A 20,392-nucleotide genomic window follows, 5' to 3' on the forward strand; every position below is an offset into this window, starting at 1 on the left:
TTTTTGATCAACGGAATGCCACGTCCCGCAGGAACAGCGCAATTTGCGGGAAGGCAATGATCAGGCCCGCCGCCGCTATCAGCATGATGACAAACGGTGGCGTCCCTCGGATGACTTCCCAGTAGGGGCGTTTGAAAATGGCGATGGCCGTGAAAATATCGCAGCCGAACGGCGGCGTGGCGGAGCCAATGGCCACCTGCAGCGTTATCAGCACACCGACCAGCACCGGATCGAGCCCCGTGGCCTGGATGGCCGGTGCGAAGATGGGCGTCAGTACCAGGATCACCACGATGGGATCCACAAACATACAGGCGATGAAGAAGGACACGCAGATGGCGATCAGTACACCCACCGGACCTGCCTCGTTGACGCCAACCGCTGACAGGATGGCCTGCGGGATCTGCGCGAACGAGATGATGTAGGAGAAACCGTTACCGGCGGCCACCAGGATAAAGACCACGGCGGTAATCAGGCCGGTGGACTTGGCGATACGGTAGATATCGATGGTCTTGAGGGAGCGGAAGATCACGAATTCCAGCAGCAGGGCATAGAGCACGCAGACCGCCGCCGCCTCGGTGGGGCTGAAGATGCCGCCATAGATACCACCCACGATGATCACCGGGAAGAACAGCGGCCAGAGGGCCTCCCGTACGGCACGGGCCCTGTCGCCCCAACTGGACTTGTCTTCGGTGGGGACCTTGTGGCGGATGGCATAGAACAGGCAGTAGGCCGAGAACATCATAAGGATCATGATGCCGGGGCCGATACCGGCAATGAACAGTTCGGCGATGGAGGTCTCTGAAATGACCCCGTAAATAATCATGCCGATACTGGGGGGTATCAGGAAGGCGATATCACTGGCGTTGATGATCAGGGCCAGGGTAAAGGAGTCCGAGTAGCCGGCCTTGAGCATCTTCGGCCGCAGCGGCGAGCCGATGGCCACCACCGTGGCCTGGGTAGAGCCGGAGACGGCGCCGAAAAGGGTGCAGGAGGCCGCCGTACTGATGGCCAGGCCGCCTTTCACATGGCCGATAAACGACATGACCATGGCGATCAGACGGTCAGCGGAGTGCCCTCGGGTCATGATATCCGCCGCCAGGATAAACATGGGTACGGCGATCAGCGAGGCGGGTCGGATGCCGCCCATCATCTGTTGTACCAGGATGGTCATCTGGTCGAAGCCATTGAACATCTGGTAGAAGCCGACAAGCGCGGCGGTCATCAGGGGGATCATCATCGGGAAGCCCAGCAGGAGCAGGACGATCATGATCACCAGTAGCAACGTTGCCATGATTTGATTCCTTTTTTCTTTTGCCCGTGCGGGTGTCAGACTTCGGTTTCAGTGTCGGCGTAACCATCCAGTACCGAGGTCGACAGGTAAACGTCCTTGGCCACCATGTTCTTGATGGCTGTCAGCACATACTGGACGCCGGTGATGGCGAAGCCCACAGGGGCCCAGACATAGATAATCCAGATGGGAAGCCTCAGAGCGGGCAGGACACGACCCCGGTCGTACAGGTTCATGATGTAGTCCACGGAGTAGTAGCAGAGGATGAACATGACCACCGATGTAAACAGGGCGATGATGATCATCAGGATCTTGCGACCCTTGGTCGGCAGCGTGTCGTAGATGGCCGACATACGGATGTGACGCCCATGGCGTGCGGCATATCCCAGGCCGGCAAACGTAATGAGAATAATGAGGATGCGGTTGATCTCACCCGAGAAAAACAACCCCTCTCCGAAGACAAACCGGGCAATGACGTTGATGCACGTGTTCAGGGCCATCAGCAGCACCCCGATGGCAAGCATCACGGCCTCTATCTTGGCCATAATCAGGTCAACAACGCCCAGTGGGCCAGGCAGACCCGATTTGTAGCCCGCCGCTTCATCCGGTTCAGTGGCTGAATTGGTCATGGTGAGAACTCCGTTTTAAATCCAGAAGAAAAACCGGCCCCGGGGCGTACCCCGGGGCGGCTCAAGCATCAGTTGCTCTGGACCTCTTTCAGGTCTTCCTTGAATTGCTCAAGCAGTTCCTTACCGCTTTCGCCCGTCATTTCGATAAAGGTTTCCTCTACCTGTGGCGCACGATCGCGGAAGGCTTCGATCTGCTCGTCGTTCAGTTTGGTGACGGTCACGTCGTCGCTGGCTTCCTTGATTTTCTCAAGGGATTCTTCCGCCAGGCCGTCGATGTGATCGATGATCTTGTCGAACGCGTAGTCCGCCGCTTCCTGAACCAGTTGCTGGTCTTCCTCGGGCAGGCCTTCATAGAAGTCCTGGTTGGCCATGATGGCGGTGGTGAACCAGCCGTGACCGGTGAAGATCAGGTTGGGGGACACTTCATACAGACCACCGGACTCGATCCAGAAGATGGGGTTCTCCTGACCATCGATCATGTTGGTCTGCAGGGCGCCGTACACCTCACCCCAGGGCAACGGTGTCGGAGTGGCACCGAAGGCCTCGTAGGTCGCTGACAGCAGCGGATTGGTCATGACGCGGATCTTCTTGTTCTGGAAACCCTCGGGGGAAGTGGCTTTCTCGTCCAGGGTGACGACCATTTCGCCTTCCGGGTACATCTGCAGCAGTTCCAGTCCTGCATCGGAATACAGTTTGGGGAACATCTTGTTGATGGCCTCGCTCTCGCGGAAGAACTCAACAACGGTCTCCATGTCCGTGGGCATCAGATACGGAATGAAGAAGATCTGCGCTTCGGGAATGAGCGAGCCGGTAAAACCGGGGGACTGGTTGACGAACTGCAGGATGCCGTTCTGGGTCTGCTCCATGATGTCGTCAGACTCACCCAGCTGTCCGAACTCGAAGATCTGGATGGTGTGATCGGAATTCTCTTCGACATAATCCTTGAAGTGTTCGGCGTAAACGTCCTGAACGTCTCCGTCGTATTCTTCGTGGGCATAACGCCAGGTAGCGGCGTTAGCGACACTGGTGGCGGCGATGGCCGTTGCCAGGGTCAGGGTGGATGCACCTACGACTTTCCGAAACATTGTGCTCTTGTTCATGCCTTTCTTCTCCATCGTCCTCAAGAGGCACGGCTGGGGTATGACCGGCTTTATTATTGTATAAGTGGGCCTGGATATCGGGCGCGAGAAACCCGAAGCCAGCCGTGGCAGTTTTGATTAACGCCTATTTAGACTGGCAAAACATTGATAATAAGGCAAGAAAACCACTGCAAAGGAAACGCAACTAATGGCTGTTTTGTGCTTGAATGGGCGGTTCGCAGGGGCCGTTTTGGCATACCCTTGACGTCTTGGGAACGCCGTTATGACGGCTTTCAGGGCGATACGGCCTGGATGGATCGGCGACAGTCTTAATAGTGGGAGGAAGGTTTGTGACGAGGTGGATTGCGATTCTGTGTACCGGATTTTTCCTGTTGGTGGCAGCCAATGCCCAGGCGCTGACGGGGGACACGGTGAGTCGTTTTATTGCTTCCATGGAGGAACTGCAGGCGAACGAGTCATTTTATGGTCAGTTTATGGAAGCCTGGGAGGCAAGCCGGGAAGTGCAGGACGATCCACGGTCACTGATGCTGTCGGATGCGGTCGCGTTCATGGCAGACACGGAAGGCTATGCCACCTTGCAGGCAAGTGTGGAAAAACATGGTTTTGACAGCCCCCGGGCCTGGGGGCGGGCAGGGGACCGGGCGCTGCTGGCACTGGCACGACTGGATATGGCGGACAGCATCTCCGAGATGCAGGAACGACTGGTCAGGATGCGCCAGGAGGTGAATGACAACCCCCGTTTCTCCGGGGAACAGAAACAGCGGATGCAGGCCATGATCGACAGCACCGCCAGGATGCTGGATCGCATGGAGCGGGTGCCTTCGTCGGACCTGGAAGCCGTCGAACCGTACCGTTCCGAACTGAAGCGGGTACTGGAATACGATCTGGGGAACTGAGTTGCCGCTGGGGTGTTTAAGGGAAGCGTCAAGAAAGGAGGAGAGAAAAATGGCGGTGGGCCAGGGATTCGAACCCCGGGACGGCTACTAACCGTCGGCGGTTTTCAAGACCGCTGCATTCAGCCACTCTGCCAGCCCACCGTTTATCCATATTGTTGCTGCCATTGCGACAGCGACGTGCATGATACCGGAATGTTCTGATGTGTCAACGCCCGGTCATAAGGGCATTTTCCGTCTGCCGTGGCGGCATTGTGCGTTGGTCGAGCGCCCTGTATCCGTGGGCCGGGGCCGGTTTGCGCCTGACTCAGTCGGTCCAGCGGCAGTGCAGGGTGCCGTCATGCCGCCACTGGCTGGTGGCCAGCAGTCGTTCGAACAGCATCCGCCCGGACTGGCAATCGGCCACATCGGCCCACTGGAATTCGATCCGCTCCCCCGGGCGTTTCTGGGCCAGTCTGCCGCAATCCAGAGCCGGGACAATACCCGGTACCGGATAACCGCCAATGGTCTGGCGATCGTTGAGCAACACCATCGGCTTGCCGTCCCCGGGCACCTGGATGGTGCCACGGCAGACCCCACGGGAGGTGATGCCCCCCGGGGATTGCAGGGCGGGACCGTCCAGCCGGTAGCCCATACGGTCGGACTGTTGGCCGATGGTGTACCGCCCGTGGATGAAACGAGCCAGGTCGGTGTGGGAAAAGGCGTTCCGTTCAGGGCCTGGCATGACCCGTAGTGGGGCGTCGGTGGCCATGTCCGGCCTCAGCTTGGCGGGCACCTCCCGTGCCCGATAGTGTTCTGGAGCGGTGACGGGATCTGACGTTGTCACCGGCAACTCGGCGCCGCCCTCCAGCAGGCCCAGGTCTGTCAGGCCCTCCCGGGCCACGGCGGAGCGGCTGCCGCAGAAAGCACGAGTGTGCCAGCCCCCGGCAACCGCGAGGTAGGTGAGCAGGCCCGATCGAGGCCTGTCCAGACGGAGGCAGTCCCCCGGCGCCATGGTAAAGGCCCGCCAGTGGCCCACTGGCTGGTCGTTGACCGTCGGCCCGCAGTCCGCACCGGTGATGGCCAGCAACAGCGGCTGACGGGCGACGGCACTGAATCCACCGAAGGTGATTTCCAGGCAGGCCGCATTGGCCGGGTTGTCCAGCAGGTGGTTGGCCCAGCGGAACGACGCCAGGTCGGCGGCACCGCCGGGGGACAGTCCCTGGTGCTGGTAACCCTGGCGCCCCAGGTCCTGGACCGTGGTTCGCGGCCCGGCGTGATCAACCCTCAGGCCCGTCATGATGCCGAGTCCTCCTGGAAAGGGGTGTCATCCCCGCCCAGGGAACGGAAGGTCTCCTGGTCGACGGCCCGGAAGCGCACGGTGTCCCCCACGGTCAACAGGGCCAGGTCTTCTTCGCTGAACAGTCGGGTGGGGCAACGGCCAATCAGTCGCCAGCCTCCCGGGGACGATGACGGATAGACCGCGGTTTGCCGGTTGGCGATGCCCACGCTGCCGGCGGGCACCTTCACCCGCGGTCGTGCCAGCCTGGGCTGTGCGATGGCCGGGTCCACCAGGCCCATAAACCCGAACCCCGGGCTGAAGCCCAGGGCATAGACCTGGTAGGTGCCGGCCGTGTGCCGTTCGATAACCTGGTCCACGGTCAGCTCACAGGCGCTGGCAAGGGCTTCCAGGTCGGGGCCCACCGATGGGTGGTACCAGACCGGCAGTTCGATATCACGACCACCGGTGGCCTCCGGTTCCGCCGGCAAGGTGTCGGGAATCGAACGCAGGCGGTGGGTTATCCGCCGGAAGTCAGCCCGCCCCGGATCGTAGTAGACCGTAATGGTGGTATAGGAGGGAACCAGATCGGTGAGCAGTTCATCCAGGCTGGTTCGTATGGCGTCACACCAGACCCGGATGACGGCGGTCAGTGCTGGATCAATGGTGTCGCCGAAGGAAAGCAGTACCGCATCCTCGGAGATCGCCTGGATCGCTGGAACCGGGCCGGCCACCATGGGGCGTCAGGCGTCGGTGCTGGCCCGGTGCAGGGCCTTGCGGATGGCCCGGGTGGCGGCCAGGGCATGGATGTTGTCGCCGTGGACGCAGAGGCTGTCGGCCTTCAGGTCCAGCCACTGTCTGGAGATACTGTGAAGGCCCCCGTTGCTGGCCAGGGTCATGGCCTGGGACAGTATCGCGTCAGGGTCCTCATGCACGGCCCCCGGCTGTTTGCGGGGGACCAGGCGACCATTGTCATCGTAGGCGCGATCAGCGAAGGCTTCGAAGATCAATGGAATACCCACCTGATCCGCCAGGGCCTTGTGTTCCCCGGCATGCACCGAGACCGGCACCATCAGGGGCAGCCCGCCCTGATAGGCGGCAACCGCCTCCATCACGGCCCGTAACGTATCCTGGTCCTTCATCATGTCGTTATTGAGGGCGCCATGGGGCTTGACGTACTCGACCCGGCCACCCTCGGCACGACAGATCCCCTCCAGGGCGCCCACCTGGTACCAGATCAGGTGGCGGATCTCCTCCGCGGAGTGGGGGATGGAGCGGCGACCAAAACCCACCAGGTCATGGTAGGAGGGGTGGGCGCCGATCTGTACGTTGTGGGAGAGGGCCAGGTGAACGGTACGGGCCATGATGGAGGGATCGGAGGCGTGGAAACCGCAGGCGATGTTGGCCATGTCGATGTAGGGCATGACCTCCTCGTCCTGGCCCATGGTCCAGGCGCCAAAGCTCTCGCCCAGGTCGCAGTTCAGTTTCATGGCGGCTCTCCCTTCCTCTATGCAGAGTGGAAATCTCCCTTTCAGTCTACCACCCGAGCTGCTTCCTGACTGCCTCCGCACGTTGTTGGCGGGTATCCAGTTCACCCGGATCGTTGGCCGGTGGTTCCCAGCCCGTCAGGTTGTTCTCGATCAACTGGACCAGGGCCTCGATATGCCCCTCGGTGGCATTGAGGGCGGGGATGTACTCAAAGGCCTTGCCGCCGGCCTCCATGAAGTACTCCCGGTTCTCCTCGTTGATTTCCTCGATGGTCTCCAGGCAGTCGGCGGAGAAGCCGGGGCAGAACACGTCCACGGACTCAACGCCCCGGGACGGCAGGGATTTCATGGTTTCGTCGGTGTAGGGTTTGAGCCATTCCTCCCGGCCGAACCTGGATTGGAAAGTGGTCATGTAGTCATCGGCCGAGAGCCCCAGCCGTTCCGCCAGCAGGCGGGAGGTCTTGTGACACTCGCAATGGTACGGGTCGCCCCGGTCCAGGTACTTCCGGGGTATGCCGTGGTACGAGAGGATCAGCCGGTCCTTGCGACCATGCTGGCGCCAGTGTTCCTCGATATGGCGGGCCATGGCTTCGATGTAGGGGGGGAAGTCATGGTAGTGGCTGACAAACCGAAAATCCGGCAGCCAGCGGCGCCGGGTGAAATCCGCCGCGATGGCATCAAAGGTGGATGCCGAGGTGGATGCCGAGTACTGGGGGTAGAGCGGCAGCACCAGCAGCTTGCGCACCCCCTGCTGCTGCATCTGGTCCAGCACGCTGGCGATGGAGGGGTTGCCGTAGCGCATGGCAAACCCCACCACCAGGTTGTCCCCGTACTTCTTCTGCAGGGCCGCCCGGATACCTTCACACTGGTTGGCGGTGTGCACCAGAAGGGGGGAACCCTCCGGTTGCCAGACCGAGCGGTAGGCCGCCGCCGAGCGTGCCGGTCGGATGCGGAGGATGACACCGTGCAGGATCAGCCACCATAGAGGGCGGGGCGCTTCCACCACCCGTGGATCCCACAGGAACTCCCCGAGGTACCGGCGCAGGGCGCTGGTGGTGGGAGCATCGGGAGTACCCAGGTTGGTGACGAGTATACCCAGCCGGGAGGGCTGGTTGTGGCGGAATTCTTCCTCACCCTTGAAGCTCATGGGGCTGGTGGTCCTCGGCAAACGTGTTGGTGGGTTCGGGGCGTGACAGCGCCCGGTTATACGGTGTGTCGGCAGGCCGGGATCAGTGCTGGTGGGTTTCAGCCTGCTGCTGCAGCCGTGGAATCAGACCCCGCAGGTCGTAACCGGCCTGGCCGGCCCGCTGGATGATCGGCTCAAGGGGCATGTGGCGGGCGGAACTCAGGGCCCAGAGCACACTGCAGCGGGTACCGGAGCGACAGAAGGCGAGCACCGGCTTCTCGGCCTCCTCGAACATGGGGGCGAAGGCATCCACGTCCTCGTCCAGGATGTTGCCGGATTCCACCGGCAGGTAGACCCAGGTGATGCCATGGTCGCGGGCGGCCTGTTCCAGTTCCGCCATGGTGGGCTGGCCGGGTTCTTCATGATCCGGACGGTTGGCCACCAGGGTGCGGAACCCCAGCCGGGCAATCTCCGCCACGTCGTCCGGGGAAATCTGCGGGGCAACGGAAATGGCGTCATCAATCTTGCGTATATTCACGGGCACTCGCCTCCTGGTTGATACCGGTGACAGGACCAACGGTCACTGGGCTTGACTGTGACAGGAATTCTACAGAAAACCATGGGGCAACACAGCCAGCAGCGCCGGTAATACTGCCTATCGAGGTAATTGGCCAGGGCTTTCACACCGTGCCGGACAAAAAAAGGCCCGGCTCAGGGGCCGGGCAGAGGCGTGCGAGTAGTATCCATGAAAGACTTCCAGACAAACCGACATCAGCAGGGATGCCGGTCAATTTCAGTATTGACGATATTTTGAACAGTTCAAGGAAGCAGCTCCGTTCTTTAAAACTGTTTTTGAATATAAATAGCACTCTTATAGTTAAACTGCATGGCGCTGCTGCCATCGGCGTGACCACTGATTTGTTCGGAGGGATGTAATACACTAATCCAGTTGCATTCACTCTGAAGGAAGTCGTGTTTATGACCGACCGCAAACGCCCCTCCCGGGAGCCCCGGACACCGGCCCCGAAGACCGAGGAAGACCCGCAAATGGCCGGACGCATCCGCGACTCGGCCCGGCAGATCTGGCTGGCGGGCCTGGGCGCCTACACCAAGGCGGAAGAGGATGCGGGCCGGTTCTTCGAGCGCCTGGTGAATGAAGGCGAGGAACTGGAGAGCAAGACCCGTGGCCTGGTGGAGCGCCAGGTGAAGGCGGTGGAGCACCGGGTGGAGGATGTCCGTGACCGGGCCACCGGCACCTGGGACCGCCTGGAAACCCTGTTCGATGAACGGGTGGCTGGTGCCCTGCGGCGCCTGGGGATTCCCCGCCGGGAAGATATCGACGCCCTGGAGCAGCGGGTGGCGGAACTGGAGCAGGAACTGTCCGAGCTCAGGCGTGCTGGCCCCCTGGGTGGAACCCTGGAGGCCAGGGACGAGGAGGAATAGGCTCCGCTCAGTCCCGCCGGTAGTCTCTGGCCAACAGCCGCAGCTCGTCGGCCGCCTCCCCGCTCAGGTAGGGCATGAGCAGGTAGAACACCTGGTAGACGCCCCGGGCGGGGTCCATGCCGTTGCGGTTGCCCAGTTGCTTCAGGCTGTCGAAGCTTTCCCAGTAGCACACGGTGAGGGTCAGTTGCTCGCACAGGGCATCCCGGGCGTCCCGTTCTATGGACATCAGCCCCTGCCGGGCCAGGCTCTCACACAGGATATGGAACCCCTTTTCCTTGCGTTGCAGTATCCGGCGGAAGGCCTTCTTCAGTTCCGGGTAGCGGGACAGGATGTTGACCAGGTCGTGGTACAGGAAGCGGTAGTGTTCCAGGGTCTCGAACAGCAGGTGCAGGAAGAAACCGAGCTGGTCCAGCCCCACGTCCACGTCCGGCGGAATCGCCAGCAGGTCATCCATGGCCGCGCGGTAATGGCTGAACAGCTCGTCGACGATATCCGACTTGCTGCGGAAGTGGTAATAGAGGTTACCCGGGCTGATATCCAGCTCATCTGAAATCAGCAGAGTGGTGACGTTGGGCTCGCCCAGCTCGTTGAACAGGGTCAGGCTGGTGGACAATATCCGGTCACGGGTCTTTACCTTCACCGCCGTCTCCCTGGCCCTCTCAAGCTAGATATCAAAGCACGCCCAGACCGGGCAGTGATCCGATGGTCTTTCCATGCCCCGTATCTCGTAGCTGACACCAGCGGCGCTGGCCCGGGGGAGCAACCCCTCGCTGGCCATGATCAGGTCAATGCGCAGGCCGCGCCTGGGATCACGTTCGAAACCGCGGCTGCGGTAGTCAAACCAGCTGAAGGTGTTGTCTTCCTCCGGATGCAGGTAGCGGAACACATCCGTCAGGCCCCGGCTCTCCACGGCTGACAGCCAGTCCCGCTCCTCCGGCAGGAAACTGCACTTGCCGGTACGCAACCAGCGCCGGGCGTTGTCGGCGCCGATGCCGATGTCCAGATCCGTTGGGGAGATGTTCATGTCCCCCATCACCAGCAGGTGATCACCCTGTTCCTTCAGTTCATCCACCAGTCGCATCAGGTCCTGGTAGAACTTCTCCTTGGCCGGGAACTTGACCGGATGGTCCCGGTTCTCGCCCTGGGGGAAGTAGCCATTGATCACGGTCAGCGGTTCGCCATTGATGGTGAAGCGACCACGGATCAATCGCCGCTGGGCCTCCCCATTGTCCCAGGGGTACCCCTTGTGGACATCCTCGGGTTCCTGGCGGGAGAGCAGGGCGACGCCGTAGTGGGTCTTCTGGCCGTGGAAATGGACGTGGTAGCCCATGGCCTCCACCTCGGCGACGGGAAACTGGTCATCATTCACCTTGGTTTCCTGCAAGCCGATAATGTCCGGGCTGAACTGGTCGACAACCGCCTGTAGCTGATGCAGTCGTGTTCGTATGCTATTGACGTTAAAGGAAACGACTTTCATGGATTTGGTTCTGCCATTCGTGGGGAGTGCTCGCGCAAGTCTACCATAGCCACGACAATCGCCAAGGTGGCGGTCAGGATCGGGGCAGCAGGGCGCAGCCGGGGCGGGCGGTGGCCTGGTACTCTATCGAGACTTGGTAGTTTTCGTCCTGGTTGCGGCGGATGTTGCCCAGACCCTGGTAGTGGGTGAGCAGGCCATCGTCCCCGTAGCCCAGGCGGATGGGGTCCACGGCCAGGCGCATGATCAGGCCTTCCGGGCGGATGCGGAAGCTGTGGTCGGCGCCGTTGATGGCTTCCGGTGCCGGTTCGACAACGAAATCGTAAGCCTCGCCCCGGGTAGGCGCCAGGAACCGGAAAGCCACCGAATCACCAGAGGTGAGGGTGGTCCAGTTGGCGCGGATAAAATGGTCGAACCCGGCATCGATCACCAGGTCGGGGCCCGGATTCAGGGTCCAGTCTCCACCATCCTCCCCTTCGATGGACCAGTCTATGGCAAGGATGTCGTCCCTCCGGACAATGCCGAGACGTTCGCCAAACGAGGGCTGGCGGAAGTCCACATCCGGAGTCTGCAGGCTGTTCGGGTAGGTCAGGACCTTGGTGGCGAATGCCTTGTCGTCATCGGGGCGGACATAGCGGACGTCCTGCCGGTCCGGCTGCCACCAGCCATCCGTACAGGTACCGGAAACCTCGTGGAATTCCTGGTAGATGACCCGATCGCTGTTGGGGGCGGTTGCCACGCCCCTGAAGACCAGACCGGGATCCTCAGCCGCCAGGGAGTCGGTGGTGGCTATCATTGCCGCCAGGATACCGGCGGCTGCAACAGAACGCTTCATATCAGTGTTTCCCTGAAGTACCGCCGCTGGACGGCCATCAACAGCGGAAAAATAATCCCCCAGCCCAGCGCCAGGGCCGCCAGGGACAGGCCCGGGTCCGGCAGGTCAACGGCGCCCAGGCGGCTGGCGGCGTAATAGGCCATCGGACCGGCAATGGGAGCGAACACCAGAGGCAGCCAGGTGCGCTGGTGCATCCAGGCCAGGGAGTGGGCCAGGGTGGTCATGAACATGGCCCAGATGGCGACTAGCCAGAGTGGCGTCCAGGCGCTGCCGGCACCGTCCTGGAGAATGCCGGTGCGGAACCACAGCCCGTCGAGCAGCGAGCCCAGCACAATACCCAGCAGGATGAAGCGCCCCTCGGACCAGGGGTGGCTGCTGATCGCCACCAGGTGGAAGGCCAAGATGGCCACGGCAATGGCGACCGCCCAGGGACTGGTGAGGATCACGCCTGCGAACCAGCCCGCCTGGAACAGGAGAAAGTTGACGACCTTCAACGCGGTGTCCCGGGACATGTCAGTCAGGCCCGGCCCGGGTCCGCCAGCAGGTGGGAGCGTTTGTTCGCCGGTTTGGCCAGCAGTAGCTGGTTGACGCCGATAGCCCGCTCGTCAAAGCCGGCCTCGCAATAGGCAAAGTAGAACCGCCAGAGACGACGGAAGGACTCGTCATAACCCAGGTCGTCCAGGGCGGGGATCTGCGACAGGAACCGGTCCCGCCAGTCCCGGAGCGTGCGGGCGTAGTGAAAGCCGAAATCTTCGGCGTGGGTCATGACCAGGTCAGTTTCCCGGCGCATGGCATCCAGGATGGCTCCGAAGGACGGGATGAAGCTGCCAGGAAAAATATGACGCTGGATGAAATCCACGTTCCTGAGGGCCCGCCGATAACGCTGCTCGGGCATGGTAATGGCCTGCACCAGGGCCAGGCCGTCCGGTTTCAGCAGACGGCTGATCTGACCCAGGTAGCTGTCGAGGAACTGGGGGCCTACCGCCTCGATCATCTCTATGGATACCAGCTTGTCGAACTGGCCTTCCAGGTCCCGGTAATCGTCGAACAGGAGGGTAATGCGATCCTCCAGGCCTTCGTTCCAGGCCTTGTCCCGGGCCAGGGCGAGCTGTTCACTGGAGATGGTGGTGGTGGTGACGTGGCAGCCATAGTGCTTCGCGGCGTGAATGGCGAAGCCGCCCCAGCCGGTGCCAATCTCGATCACCCGGTCGCCGGGTTTCAGGTCCAGCTTGCGGCAGATCAGGTCCAGCTTGTAGGTGGCGGCCTCGTCCAGGGAGGCATCCTCGCGGGGATAGACCGCCGACGAGTACATCATGGTCGGGTCCAGGAACAGCCGGAACAGCTCGTTGCCCAGGTCGTAATGGGCGGAGATGTTCTTGCGGGATCCCTCCCGGGTATTGCGATTGAGCCAGTGCAGGGCCTTCAGGGCCGGCTTGCTGAGCCAGCTGAACCGGTCTTCGAAGGCGTTCATGCGATCCACATTACGGGTGAAGAACCGGAGCAGGGCGGTCAGGTCCGGGGTGCTCCAGTCACCCGCAACGAATGCCTCGGCGGCACCCACGCCGCCTCCGGTGAGCAGGTCCCGCCAGACCGAGTGATCATGCACATCAAGCCGGGCGACGGGCCAGCGCTGGTCGCCATCCCCAAGCACCAGTTCCTGCTGCCCTGGTTCCCGGATCAGCAGTTCACCGGAGCCCAGTTGCCGGAGTTGCCCCAGAACCAGGCGGCGGGCCAGGCGGCTGATGACCGGTGACCTGGCATCAATGGTGTTCGGGGAAATCTTGTCTACGTTCTCCATGAACGGGTCCTCGTGGAGCCTGAATCTCTGGAATCATTCGTTGTCGCCTCCTTTCCACGATCCTCCCGACCCAGTCCCCGGTGGGGGTGATCCCCCGGGAGCTTGTCCGGATGGGTATGGAAGGGGACGCCTTTGAGCCTGAGCCTGAGGGCATGCCAGTAGATGCCGGCGATCACCCTGAAGGACTCCAGCGGGAAGCGCCTCAGGCTGCTGTGGATAGTTTTACGTGTGATCGGGGTGCGTTGGACCACCAGGGTGGCATCGAAAATCTTTTGTCCCCGATCCCCCTGACCAGCGGCGCGGTTAACGTTCATATGGATGCGCAGCTCCGGGCCCCGGAAGCTGAAGGTCCACCGGTAGTCCTGATCCATGGGGTTGAACGGGGAGACATGGAAACGCTTGGCGAAATCCGCCTTAACGGTGCGCCAGCCCTGGTCCGTGGCGGTAATGTCCGCCACCTCCAGGCAGTAGACATGCCGCTGGTGCCAGGGGGTGTTGGTGATCTGGGCCAGGATCACCGCCGGCACGGCGCCTTCCGACGGGATGTCCCCGGTCCGGTAACAGAAGTAGAAACTGACCGGATTGAACACATACCCGAAATACCGGGGATGGGTGATCAGTTCCACGGGGCCGTCCGGTCGCCAGCCGGTGGTCCGCTCGACACGGTCCGCCACCGCCTGGCGCAGGTCGGGATGCTCCGGGTCCAGGTAATCCCCCCGCCGCAGGGACATCCAGTTGAAGCGTCCCACCGATACCAGCGGGCTGACATCTCCAAAACGCGACCACTCGTCCAGGTCCAGGGCCAGCATCCCCGTGTGGTAACGGAACCCGTGACCCACCGGCGAGTGGCGGCGATGGCGAACGGTGCCGCTCAGCCAGCTGCTGGCATAGGGCCCCGGTGCACTCATAGGGAGACTCCGAAGTCGGACGTCACCCGCAGGGCGCTCTGCACGCCATCCTCGTGAAAGCCGTTGAACCAGTAGGCGCCGCAGAAGTGGGTACGGTTGCGGTTCCCGATCTCATGGTAACGCTGCTGGGCCGCGACGCCGTCCAGGGAAAACACCGGATGGGCGTAGGTGTAGCGCTCGATGATGCGGTTTTCGTCAATGTCACGGCGACGGTTCAGGGTCACACAGAAGGTTTCCGGTGCCTCATGGAAGTTCTGCAGGATATTCATGTTGTAGGTGACCGACACCGGCTGGTCCTCCCGCTCCGGGAGGTAGTAGTTCCAGGCGGCCCAGGCCCGGCGGTTTGAGGGTAGCAGGGTGGCGTCGGTATGCAGTACCACGTCGTTGTCCTGGTAGGGGATGGCCGACAGGATCTCGGTCTCTGCCGTCGAGGCATCCCCAAGCAGGGCCAGGGCCTGGTCGCTGTGACAGGCCAGGATGACCTGGTCAAAGCGCTGGTTCTCGCCCTTCACCCGGACGGTCACGCCGTCGTCATCCCGGTCAATGCGTTCCACGGGGCTGTCCAGGTGGGTGCGGTCGCCGAGCCGGTCCATCATGCGATCGATATAGCGGACGGAACCACCGGAAATCACCCGCCACTGGGGGCGGTCGTCCACCGACAGCATGCCGTGGTTATTGAAGAACTGGAGAAAGAAGCGCACGGGGAACCGTGCCAGTACCATCTCCGGGGCGGACCAGATGGCCGCCCCCATGGGTACGATATAGTGATTGCGGAAATAGCGGGAGAAGCCGTGGCGGTCCAGGTAATGGCCCAGGGTTTCAGTGTCGTCCAGTGAGCCTGCCTGCAGGTCGGCCCGGGTCTGGCGGTTGAAGCGCAGGATTTCCCGGATCATCCGCAGGAAAGACGGATTGACCAGGTTGCGGCGCTGGGCGAACAGCGTATTCAGACTGGTACCGTTGTACTGCAGCCCGATGGTGGGGGCATCCACGCTGAAGCTCATGTCGCTGTCTTCATAGGCCACCCCGAGCCGGTCCATCAGCCTGATAAAGCCGGGATACGTCCAGTCATTGAAGACGATAAAGCCCGTGTTGACCGGCCAGGTCCGGCCCCCGGCGGTCACGGGCCGGGTGTTGGTGTGGCCGCCGGCCTGTCTGCCGGCCTCGAACAGGTGGACGTCGTGGTGCTCCGCCAGCAACCAGGCGGCTGTCAGCCCGGAAATGCCAGCGCCGATAACGGCAATTCGTTGTGAGGTGTTGCTCATGTCAGTTATTGGTTCCCGGAAGTGTCTCGCGCCATGGCTGCGGCCATGCGGTCAACCAGGGCCTGGGGCAGGTTGCCGAGCAGTCGCAGTGTCCATGTAAATCGGCGAGGAAATTCAATGTCATGGCGGCCCTTCTTAAGGCCGTTTATGACCCTTTTGGCGGCATTATCCGCCGTCACTAGGAAGGGCATCGGGAAGTCGTTGCGGTCCGTCAGCGGCGTCTTCACGAATCCGGGGGATACCAGGAACACGTCAATGCCTTCCCGGGCCAGATCCGCCCGCAGGGAATGGGCCAGGTAGGCCAGTGCCGCCTTGGAGGCGCCGTAACCTTCCGCCCGGGCGAACGGAAACCACCAGGCCGAGGATCCGACGATCACCAGGGCCGCGGGCCTGCCGAGCCGGCGGGTCCGCCGGAGCCGGGGCAGGGCCTGTTCAATGCTCCGCACCGTGCCCATGACATTGGTGTCGATATTGCGACCAATCAGCTCACTGTCGAAGTGTTCAATATCCAGGTACTCGCAGGTGCCAGCATTGAGGATGGCGATATCGATCGGCTCGCCACTATCCAGTATCGAACCCACCCGGGCCAGTTCCCCGGTATCTGTGGTATCGGCGGGGGCGGTCCTGACCCGGGCGGCATCAAGGCTGGCCAGTTCGTCCAGGGCGGACTGACGACGACCGGTGACCACCAGCGAATGCCCCTCCCGGATCAACTGACGGGCCAGGGCCTCGCCAATGCCCGAGGTGGCGCCGGTCAGCCATACGTTGGACGGTTCCGCGAGAAACCGGCTCATGACGCAAAGCTCCGGACCAGACGAACGGCGGATCCCAGCAGGGGCAGGTTCTCGTAGAGCAGTTCACCGGCGTCGAAATAGTCCCGGTGGTAGCACACGCGACCCTCGGTAATGGTCAGGCGGCTGATGCCCCGGACATTGAGCTCGCGGCCACGGCGCAGCCTGGGGTGTTGCAGGTGCATGGTCCATTCAACGCAGGCCTGGTCACCGGACACCAGGGTGTCGCCGAATTCGAACCGGCAGGCGGTCACATTGGTGTAGACCTTGTCGAAGTAGGCCTGCAGGTTCTCCAGCCCCTCCACGGTGGAAAACGGGTCGGCAAACCGCACCTGCTCGCTGTAGACCTCGGCGAGGCCGGAGATCTGGCCGGCGGACAGGGTGTTGAACAGGCGCTGGAAGCGTTCCACCGTGGCCGCAACGGGTTCATGCTGGCGGATATCGGTGGCGGCAGCGGGCGTGGGTTGCCTGGTCATGGTGTCCTCCGTTGCTGATCAAGGCGCCGGGCTTCTTCCCGGACGTGCTCTGGCAGGGGCTTGAGCCCATGGATAATACCGGCTTTGGAGAGTAACCATAGCCCGTAGTAGGTCAGGTCGATTTCGTACCAGCGGAAACCCTGACGGGCTGACTGGGGGTAGCGGTGGTGGTTGTTGTGCCAGCCTTCGCCAAAAGTGATCAACGCCAGCCAGACATTGTTGCGGCTGTCATCCGGGGTATCGAACCGGCGCGATCCCCAGACGTGGGACAGGGAGTTGATGGACACCGTGGCATGGAACAGCACCACCGTGGACACGAAGAACCCCCAGACCAGCAGTTGCAGGCCGTTGGTGCCAAGCCCCGGGGCCCAGGCGGCGAGGACTTCACCAAGCCCGTAGATGGCCAGGGCACAGACTGCCGGCACCAGGGCATCGAAACGGTTAATGAAGCGCAGTTCCGGATAACGCAGCCAGTCCTTTACCCGGCGTTCATCGGTGCGGAAGCCGGCATCACAGGTGAACCATCCGACGTGGGACCACCAGAAGCCGCCATGATGGGGGGAGTGCAGGTCGTCCTCCCGGTCGGAGTGCTGGTGATGGTGGCGATGGTGGGCAGCCCACCACAGGGGACCACGCTGGGCGGCGGAGGCCCCCAGCAGGGCAAACACGAACTGCCAGCCCCGGCTGGTTTTGAAGGTCTTGTGGGAGAAGTAGCGGTGGTAGAAGCCGGTAATGGCAAACATGCGAATGGCGAAGAACGCCAGCGCGAACCCCAGGGCGAAGGCGCTGACGCCGGTGAGGAAAGCCAGGAGGCAGGCTGCATGCAGGGCAACGAAAGGCAGTACCCGCACCAGGTTGAATTGTCGTGATGTCTGGTCGAGCTGATCCGAACCGGCTTCCGAATCGAACCATCTCAGGATGTTATTGAGCCAGGAATGCACTCTGGTCATGCTGTTACAACCTTGTCCGGTAACATTGATACGATGGCAGCAAATGCTGCGCCCTTAACTACGTTGGTCACCAACGTTCTGGATGTTCAGGAAACCATGTTTGATTCCCACAAGACCCAATCGGTAATACGTCGCGTCGCGATTGTTGGTTCAGGGCTCGCCGGTCTGGTCACCGCAACCAGGCTCCGGGCCGCTGGTGTTGAGGTTACGCTGTTCGAAAAGAGTCGTGGCCCCGGTGGCAGGATGGCCGCCAAGCGGCTGCCGGAGCCTGCCGATGGCTCGGCGGACATCGGTGCCCAGTACTTCACCATCCGCAACCCCGAGTTCCGGCAGTTCCTGGACCGGTACGCCGGGCCGGACGCCTATGGCGAGTGGACCGGTGTCTTCCGTTACCAGGACCGGGAGCAGGGCTGGCAGGACATGCGACCAGCCCAGCGCTACGTGGGGATTCCACGGATGTCTGCGATTACACGGGCGATTTCCCGCGACCTTGAGGTGCGCACTGGTGTCCGTATCGCCCGGCTGAAACGGGACAGTGATGGCCTCTGGCAGCTTCGGGACAACGACGGCCAGGTCCATGAGCGGTTTGACGCGGTGGTACTGACCCCACCGCCGGCACAGACGGTGGAGTTGCTTTCCGGCAGCGGTCTGGCGGAGCTTGCTGGCGACCTGAACATCCGGGTCAGCCACATGCAGGCGTGCTGGACGGTGGTTCTCCATTTCCCGGAGGGTACCGGCGCATCCTTCCAGGCGTTGATGCCGGACAGCCGCCGGCTGCACTGGATTGCCAACAACTCCAGCAAGCCCGGCCGTGACGACGAGGGCGAATGGTGGGTGCTGCACGCAGACCCGGACTGGTCCGATGCCCATACCGATATGCCTCCCGAACAGGTACGGGAAGCGTTGCTGGAGGAGTTCCGGGCCTGTAGCGGCATTACCGCCGTTCACCGGGAGTCACTGGTGCACCGCTGGCTTTATGCCCGGCCGAGGGCCCGAACCACGCCGGGACACCTCTGGTTCCGCAGCAGTCGCCTGGCCATTGCCGGCGACTGGCTGGAGGGAGGCCGCGTGGAAGGCGCCTACAACAGCGCCTGTGGGCTGGTTGGTCGGCTGGAATCGGAAGGTCTCATTCCGGGGCCCCGGTAACCTCCCGGGGGCGCAGGTAGAAGTGGGTGATGGTGCCGTCGCCGAACTTGCTGAAAAAGGCGCTGACATCGGTGATCCGCCGCAGGCAGCGGGTACGGGATACCGGGTCACGGACCAGCACCTGGATGCCATCGAAGTTTTCCCCGATGCGGGAGAATTTCGCCCGCATGGTGCAGGTCACCACATCCCCGGGCGGCAGTGACAGCTCCCGGGCCAGCCAGTGCCGGTGGGCGCCCAGTTCGTCCGGCTCCAGGTTCTCCCGGGTATCCAGGTGGCGCAGCTTGACCCGGTCCACGATGCACCGGGAATAGCTGGCGGGCCGCCGCCTGGCGATGCGCCGGAACGCCTCCCAGAAGAAACTGTCGGTGAGATCGGAGAAATAGCTGATGTCACTGAGGCAGGTGTTGATCCAGTCGAAGATCTCCGGATCCTCCAGGGCCTCGTTGATGGCCTCCCGCAGCAGCCAGTCAAACCCCAGCGCCGTCTTGTGGGCGTAGACCTTGCGGTACATCTGGTAACGGCTGTAGACGAAATCCTCCAGCGCCCCCAGCCCCTTGTGGGTAATGGCCAGACCCAGCCAGGGGGTACGGGTATCCCAGCCGAATCGAAGGTTGCTCAGCAGGTGATCCAGGTTGAACCCGCCGATGGTTACCGACGAATGGAACCCGTCCCTCAGCATGTAATCAGCACGGTCGGCGTCGATCTCGCCGGAGACAATGGACGACAGCATGCCCATCACCAGTTTCGGGATATCGGCGTTACGCAGTCGGCCCGAATCCGAATCCTCGCCGGCAATGAACTCCCAGAAGGTGTGGGCGTGGCGGCAGAAAGCCTCGCTGGGGGTAACCTCGGTGGTCTCCATGATGCCCATGACATCCTCCAGGTAGAGCCCCGCCTGCTCCAGGTTAATGCTAGTCAGGATCTCGTGGGCCACCCGCACCGAGTAGTGCTCATGTTCCAGCTCCGCCGGGGGCTCCCGGAAATACCGCGTGAAATCGGCACCCTCCCAGAGCTGTTCGAACCGGCTCGGCTGGGCCATCAGTTCATGGATGCGACGGGCCTGGGTGAACTGGTGGGAGAAGCTGGAATGACCGCTGTCGTGGAGCAGGCAGCCCAGCCGGATGGTCTTGGACAGGTAGTCGATGGCGTCAAGCTGGCTCAGGGTCAGGTCCACCTGCTCACTGAGCTGACGCTCCCTCAGGTAGGCGTCAATCATGGCGCGGAACATGCGCCCGCCCACATGCATCACCCCGACGCTGTGCAGGAACCGGGAATGGGTGGCGCCGGGGAAAACCAGGCTGAGGATATCGTTCTGGCAGATATTGCGCAGGCGCTGGAACAGGGGGTGGTCGATGACCCGTATTTCGTGGCGGTAAAGGGGAATGCCGCCGTGAACCGGATCCATAATGATCTTGTCATAAGCACCGAGAAGGTCATTGACCGCCTTGCGCATGATTAAACCTCGCCGGGAAAACGGAATGGGTACTTGTTATATCACAGCACCATGCCAGAATACCCAGTATGCGGT

General features: G+C 62.2%; 22 protein-coding genes and 1 tRNA gene. 3 read left to right on the forward strand and 20 right to left on the reverse strand.

Annotation, left to right across the window (positions count from 1 at the left end):
* Window positions 1-7: 7 nt before the first annotated feature.
* The 3 genes from RO069_RS20405 to RO069_RS20415 form a co-directional block, all read right to left on the reverse strand.
* On the reverse strand, window positions 8-1,291 hold the full coding sequence (locus tag RO069_RS20405) for a TRAP transporter large permease (protein ID WP_328189928.1): 1,284 nt from the start codon (window positions 1,289-1,291) through the stop codon (window positions 8-10).
* Window positions 1,292-1,326: 35 nt separating this feature from the next.
* Window positions 1,327-1,917 carry a TRAP transporter small permease gene (locus RO069_RS20410; protein WP_328189930.1) on the reverse strand — a complete coding sequence of 197 codons (591 nt, stop codon included), beginning with the start codon at window positions 1,915-1,917 and terminating at the stop codon, window positions 1,327-1,329.
* A 68-nt stretch (window positions 1,918-1,985) separates the two neighbouring features.
* Window positions 1,986-3,017, reverse strand: coding sequence for a TRAP transporter substrate-binding protein (locus RO069_RS20415; RefSeq protein ID WP_328189932.1), 1,032 nt, complete (start codon window positions 3,015-3,017; stop codon window positions 1,986-1,988).
* Between the two features lie 329 nt (window positions 3,018-3,346).
* Here RO069_RS20415 and RO069_RS20420 point away from each other — a divergent pair, with 329 nt between their 5' ends.
* Window positions 3,347-3,913, forward strand: a complete 567-nt coding sequence (locus RO069_RS20420) for a hypothetical protein (RefSeq protein WP_328189934.1) — start codon at window positions 3,347-3,349, stop codon at window positions 3,911-3,913.
* Between the two features lie 50 nt (window positions 3,914-3,963).
* On the opposite strand, the gene RO069_RS20425 is transcribed toward RO069_RS20420, so the two are convergent.
* The 6 genes from RO069_RS20425 to RO069_RS20450 all read right to left on the reverse strand — a co-directional run bounded on the left by RO069_RS20425 (window position 3,964) and on the right by RO069_RS20450 (window position 8,319).
* Window positions 3,964-4,054: transfer RNA gene (locus tag RO069_RS20425), tRNA-Ser, on the reverse strand.
* A gap of 163 nt (window positions 4,055-4,217) precedes the next feature.
* A complete protein-coding gene (locus tag RO069_RS20430; protein WP_328189936.1) occupies window positions 4,218-5,189 on the reverse strand; it encodes a biotin-dependent carboxyltransferase family protein in 972 nt (323 codons plus the stop codon).
* Complete coding sequence (pxpB, locus tag RO069_RS20435) at window positions 5,186-5,905, reverse strand: 5-oxoprolinase subunit PxpB (RefSeq protein ID WP_328189938.1); 720 nt, start codon at window positions 5,903-5,905, stop codon at window positions 5,186-5,188. Before pxpB ends, RO069_RS20430 begins: the two co-directional genes overlap by 4 nt.
* A gap of 6 nt (window positions 5,906-5,911) precedes the next feature.
* A complete protein-coding gene (locus tag RO069_RS20440; protein ID WP_328189940.1) occupies window positions 5,912-6,658 on the reverse strand; it encodes a 5-oxoprolinase subunit PxpA in 747 nt (248 codons plus the stop codon).
* A gap of 46 nt (window positions 6,659-6,704) precedes the next feature.
* Window positions 6,705-7,802, reverse strand: a complete 1,098-nt coding sequence (gene hemH, locus RO069_RS20445) for a ferrochelatase (protein ID WP_328189941.1) — start codon at window positions 7,800-7,802, stop codon at window positions 6,705-6,707.
* 82 nt (window positions 7,803-7,884) lie between these two features.
* The gene (locus RO069_RS20450; protein ID WP_328189943.1) at window positions 7,885-8,319 is read right to left on the reverse strand and encodes a TIGR01244 family sulfur transferase; all 435 of its coding nucleotides are present in this window, start codon (window positions 8,317-8,319) and stop codon (window positions 7,885-7,887) included.
* A 440-nt stretch (window positions 8,320-8,759) separates the two neighbouring features.
* On the opposite strand from RO069_RS20450, the gene RO069_RS20455 reads away from it, so the two are divergent.
* Entirely contained in the window at window positions 8,760-9,224 is a 465-nt protein-coding gene (locus RO069_RS20455) for a phasin family protein (protein ID WP_442915401.1), read from the forward strand.
* Between the two features lie 7 nt (window positions 9,225-9,231).
* Here the strand turns inward: RO069_RS20455 and RO069_RS20460 are convergent, their stop codons facing one another.
* From RO069_RS20460 to RO069_RS20505, 10 genes are all read right to left on the reverse strand, one after another.
* Window positions 9,232-9,864, reverse strand: coding sequence for a TetR/AcrR family transcriptional regulator (locus RO069_RS20460; RefSeq protein WP_328189945.1), 633 nt, complete (start codon window positions 9,862-9,864; stop codon window positions 9,232-9,234).
* 24 nt (window positions 9,865-9,888) lie between these two features.
* A complete protein-coding gene (xthA, locus tag RO069_RS20465) occupies window positions 9,889-10,701 on the reverse strand; it encodes an exodeoxyribonuclease III (protein ID WP_328189947.1) in 813 nt (270 codons plus the stop codon).
* Window positions 10,702-10,774: 73 nt separating this feature from the next.
* Window positions 10,775-11,533 carry a hypothetical protein gene (locus tag RO069_RS20470; protein ID WP_328189949.1) on the reverse strand — a complete coding sequence of 253 codons (759 nt, stop codon included), beginning with the start codon at window positions 11,531-11,533 and terminating at the stop codon, window positions 10,775-10,777.
* Complete coding sequence (locus tag RO069_RS20475; protein ID WP_328189950.1) at window positions 11,530-12,045, reverse strand: DUF2878 domain-containing protein; 516 nt, start codon at window positions 12,043-12,045, stop codon at window positions 11,530-11,532. The genes RO069_RS20470 and RO069_RS20475 overlap by 4 nt, the downstream gene beginning before the upstream one ends.
* 5 nt (window positions 12,046-12,050) lie before the next feature.
* The gene (locus tag RO069_RS20480; protein WP_328189952.1) at window positions 12,051-13,331 is read right to left on the reverse strand and encodes a cyclopropane-fatty-acyl-phospholipid synthase family protein; all 1,281 of its coding nucleotides are present in this window, start codon (window positions 13,329-13,331) and stop codon (window positions 12,051-12,053) included.
* The gene (locus RO069_RS20485; protein ID WP_328189954.1) at window positions 13,319-14,239 is read right to left on the reverse strand and encodes a DUF1365 domain-containing protein; all 921 of its coding nucleotides are present in this window, start codon (window positions 14,237-14,239) and stop codon (window positions 13,319-13,321) included. Before RO069_RS20485 ends, RO069_RS20480 begins: the two co-directional genes overlap by 13 nt.
* Window positions 14,236-15,501 carry an NAD(P)/FAD-dependent oxidoreductase gene (locus tag RO069_RS20490; protein ID WP_328189956.1) on the reverse strand — a complete coding sequence of 422 codons (1,266 nt, stop codon included), beginning with the start codon at window positions 15,499-15,501 and terminating at the stop codon, window positions 14,236-14,238. The genes RO069_RS20485 and RO069_RS20490 overlap by 4 nt, the downstream gene beginning before the upstream one ends.
* Window positions 15,502-15,506: 5 nt before the next feature.
* Window positions 15,507-16,295, reverse strand: a complete 789-nt coding sequence (locus RO069_RS20495; RefSeq protein ID WP_328189958.1) for an SDR family NAD(P)-dependent oxidoreductase — start codon at window positions 16,293-16,295, stop codon at window positions 15,507-15,509.
* Window positions 16,292-16,768 carry a nuclear transport factor 2 family protein gene (locus RO069_RS20500; RefSeq protein WP_328189960.1) on the reverse strand — a complete coding sequence of 159 codons (477 nt, stop codon included), beginning with the start codon at window positions 16,766-16,768 and terminating at the stop codon, window positions 16,292-16,294. Before RO069_RS20500 ends, RO069_RS20495 begins: the two co-directional genes overlap by 4 nt.
* A complete protein-coding gene (locus RO069_RS20505) occupies window positions 16,765-17,718 on the reverse strand; it encodes an acyl-CoA desaturase (protein WP_328189962.1) in 954 nt (317 codons plus the stop codon). The genes RO069_RS20500 and RO069_RS20505 overlap by 4 nt, the downstream gene beginning before the upstream one ends.
* Window positions 17,719-17,814: 96 nt before the next feature.
* Between RO069_RS20505 and RO069_RS20510 the strand changes: the two genes are divergently transcribed.
* Window positions 17,815-18,864 carry an NAD(P)/FAD-dependent oxidoreductase gene (locus RO069_RS20510; RefSeq protein ID WP_328189964.1) on the forward strand — a complete coding sequence of 350 codons (1,050 nt, stop codon included), beginning with the start codon at window positions 17,815-17,817 and terminating at the stop codon, window positions 18,862-18,864.
* Here the strand turns inward: RO069_RS20510 and RO069_RS20515 are convergent.
* A complete protein-coding gene (locus RO069_RS20515; protein WP_328189966.1) occupies window positions 18,845-20,317 on the reverse strand; it encodes an HD domain-containing protein in 1,473 nt (490 codons plus the stop codon). The two genes, RO069_RS20510 and RO069_RS20515, sit on opposite strands and share 20 nt — an antisense overlap.
* Between the last annotated feature and the right edge of the window lie 75 nt (window positions 20,318-20,392).

Source organism: Marinobacter sp. OP 3.4, from assembly GCF_036224885.1.
Classification (GTDB): Bacteria; Pseudomonadota; Gammaproteobacteria; order Pseudomonadales; family Oleiphilaceae; genus Marinobacter.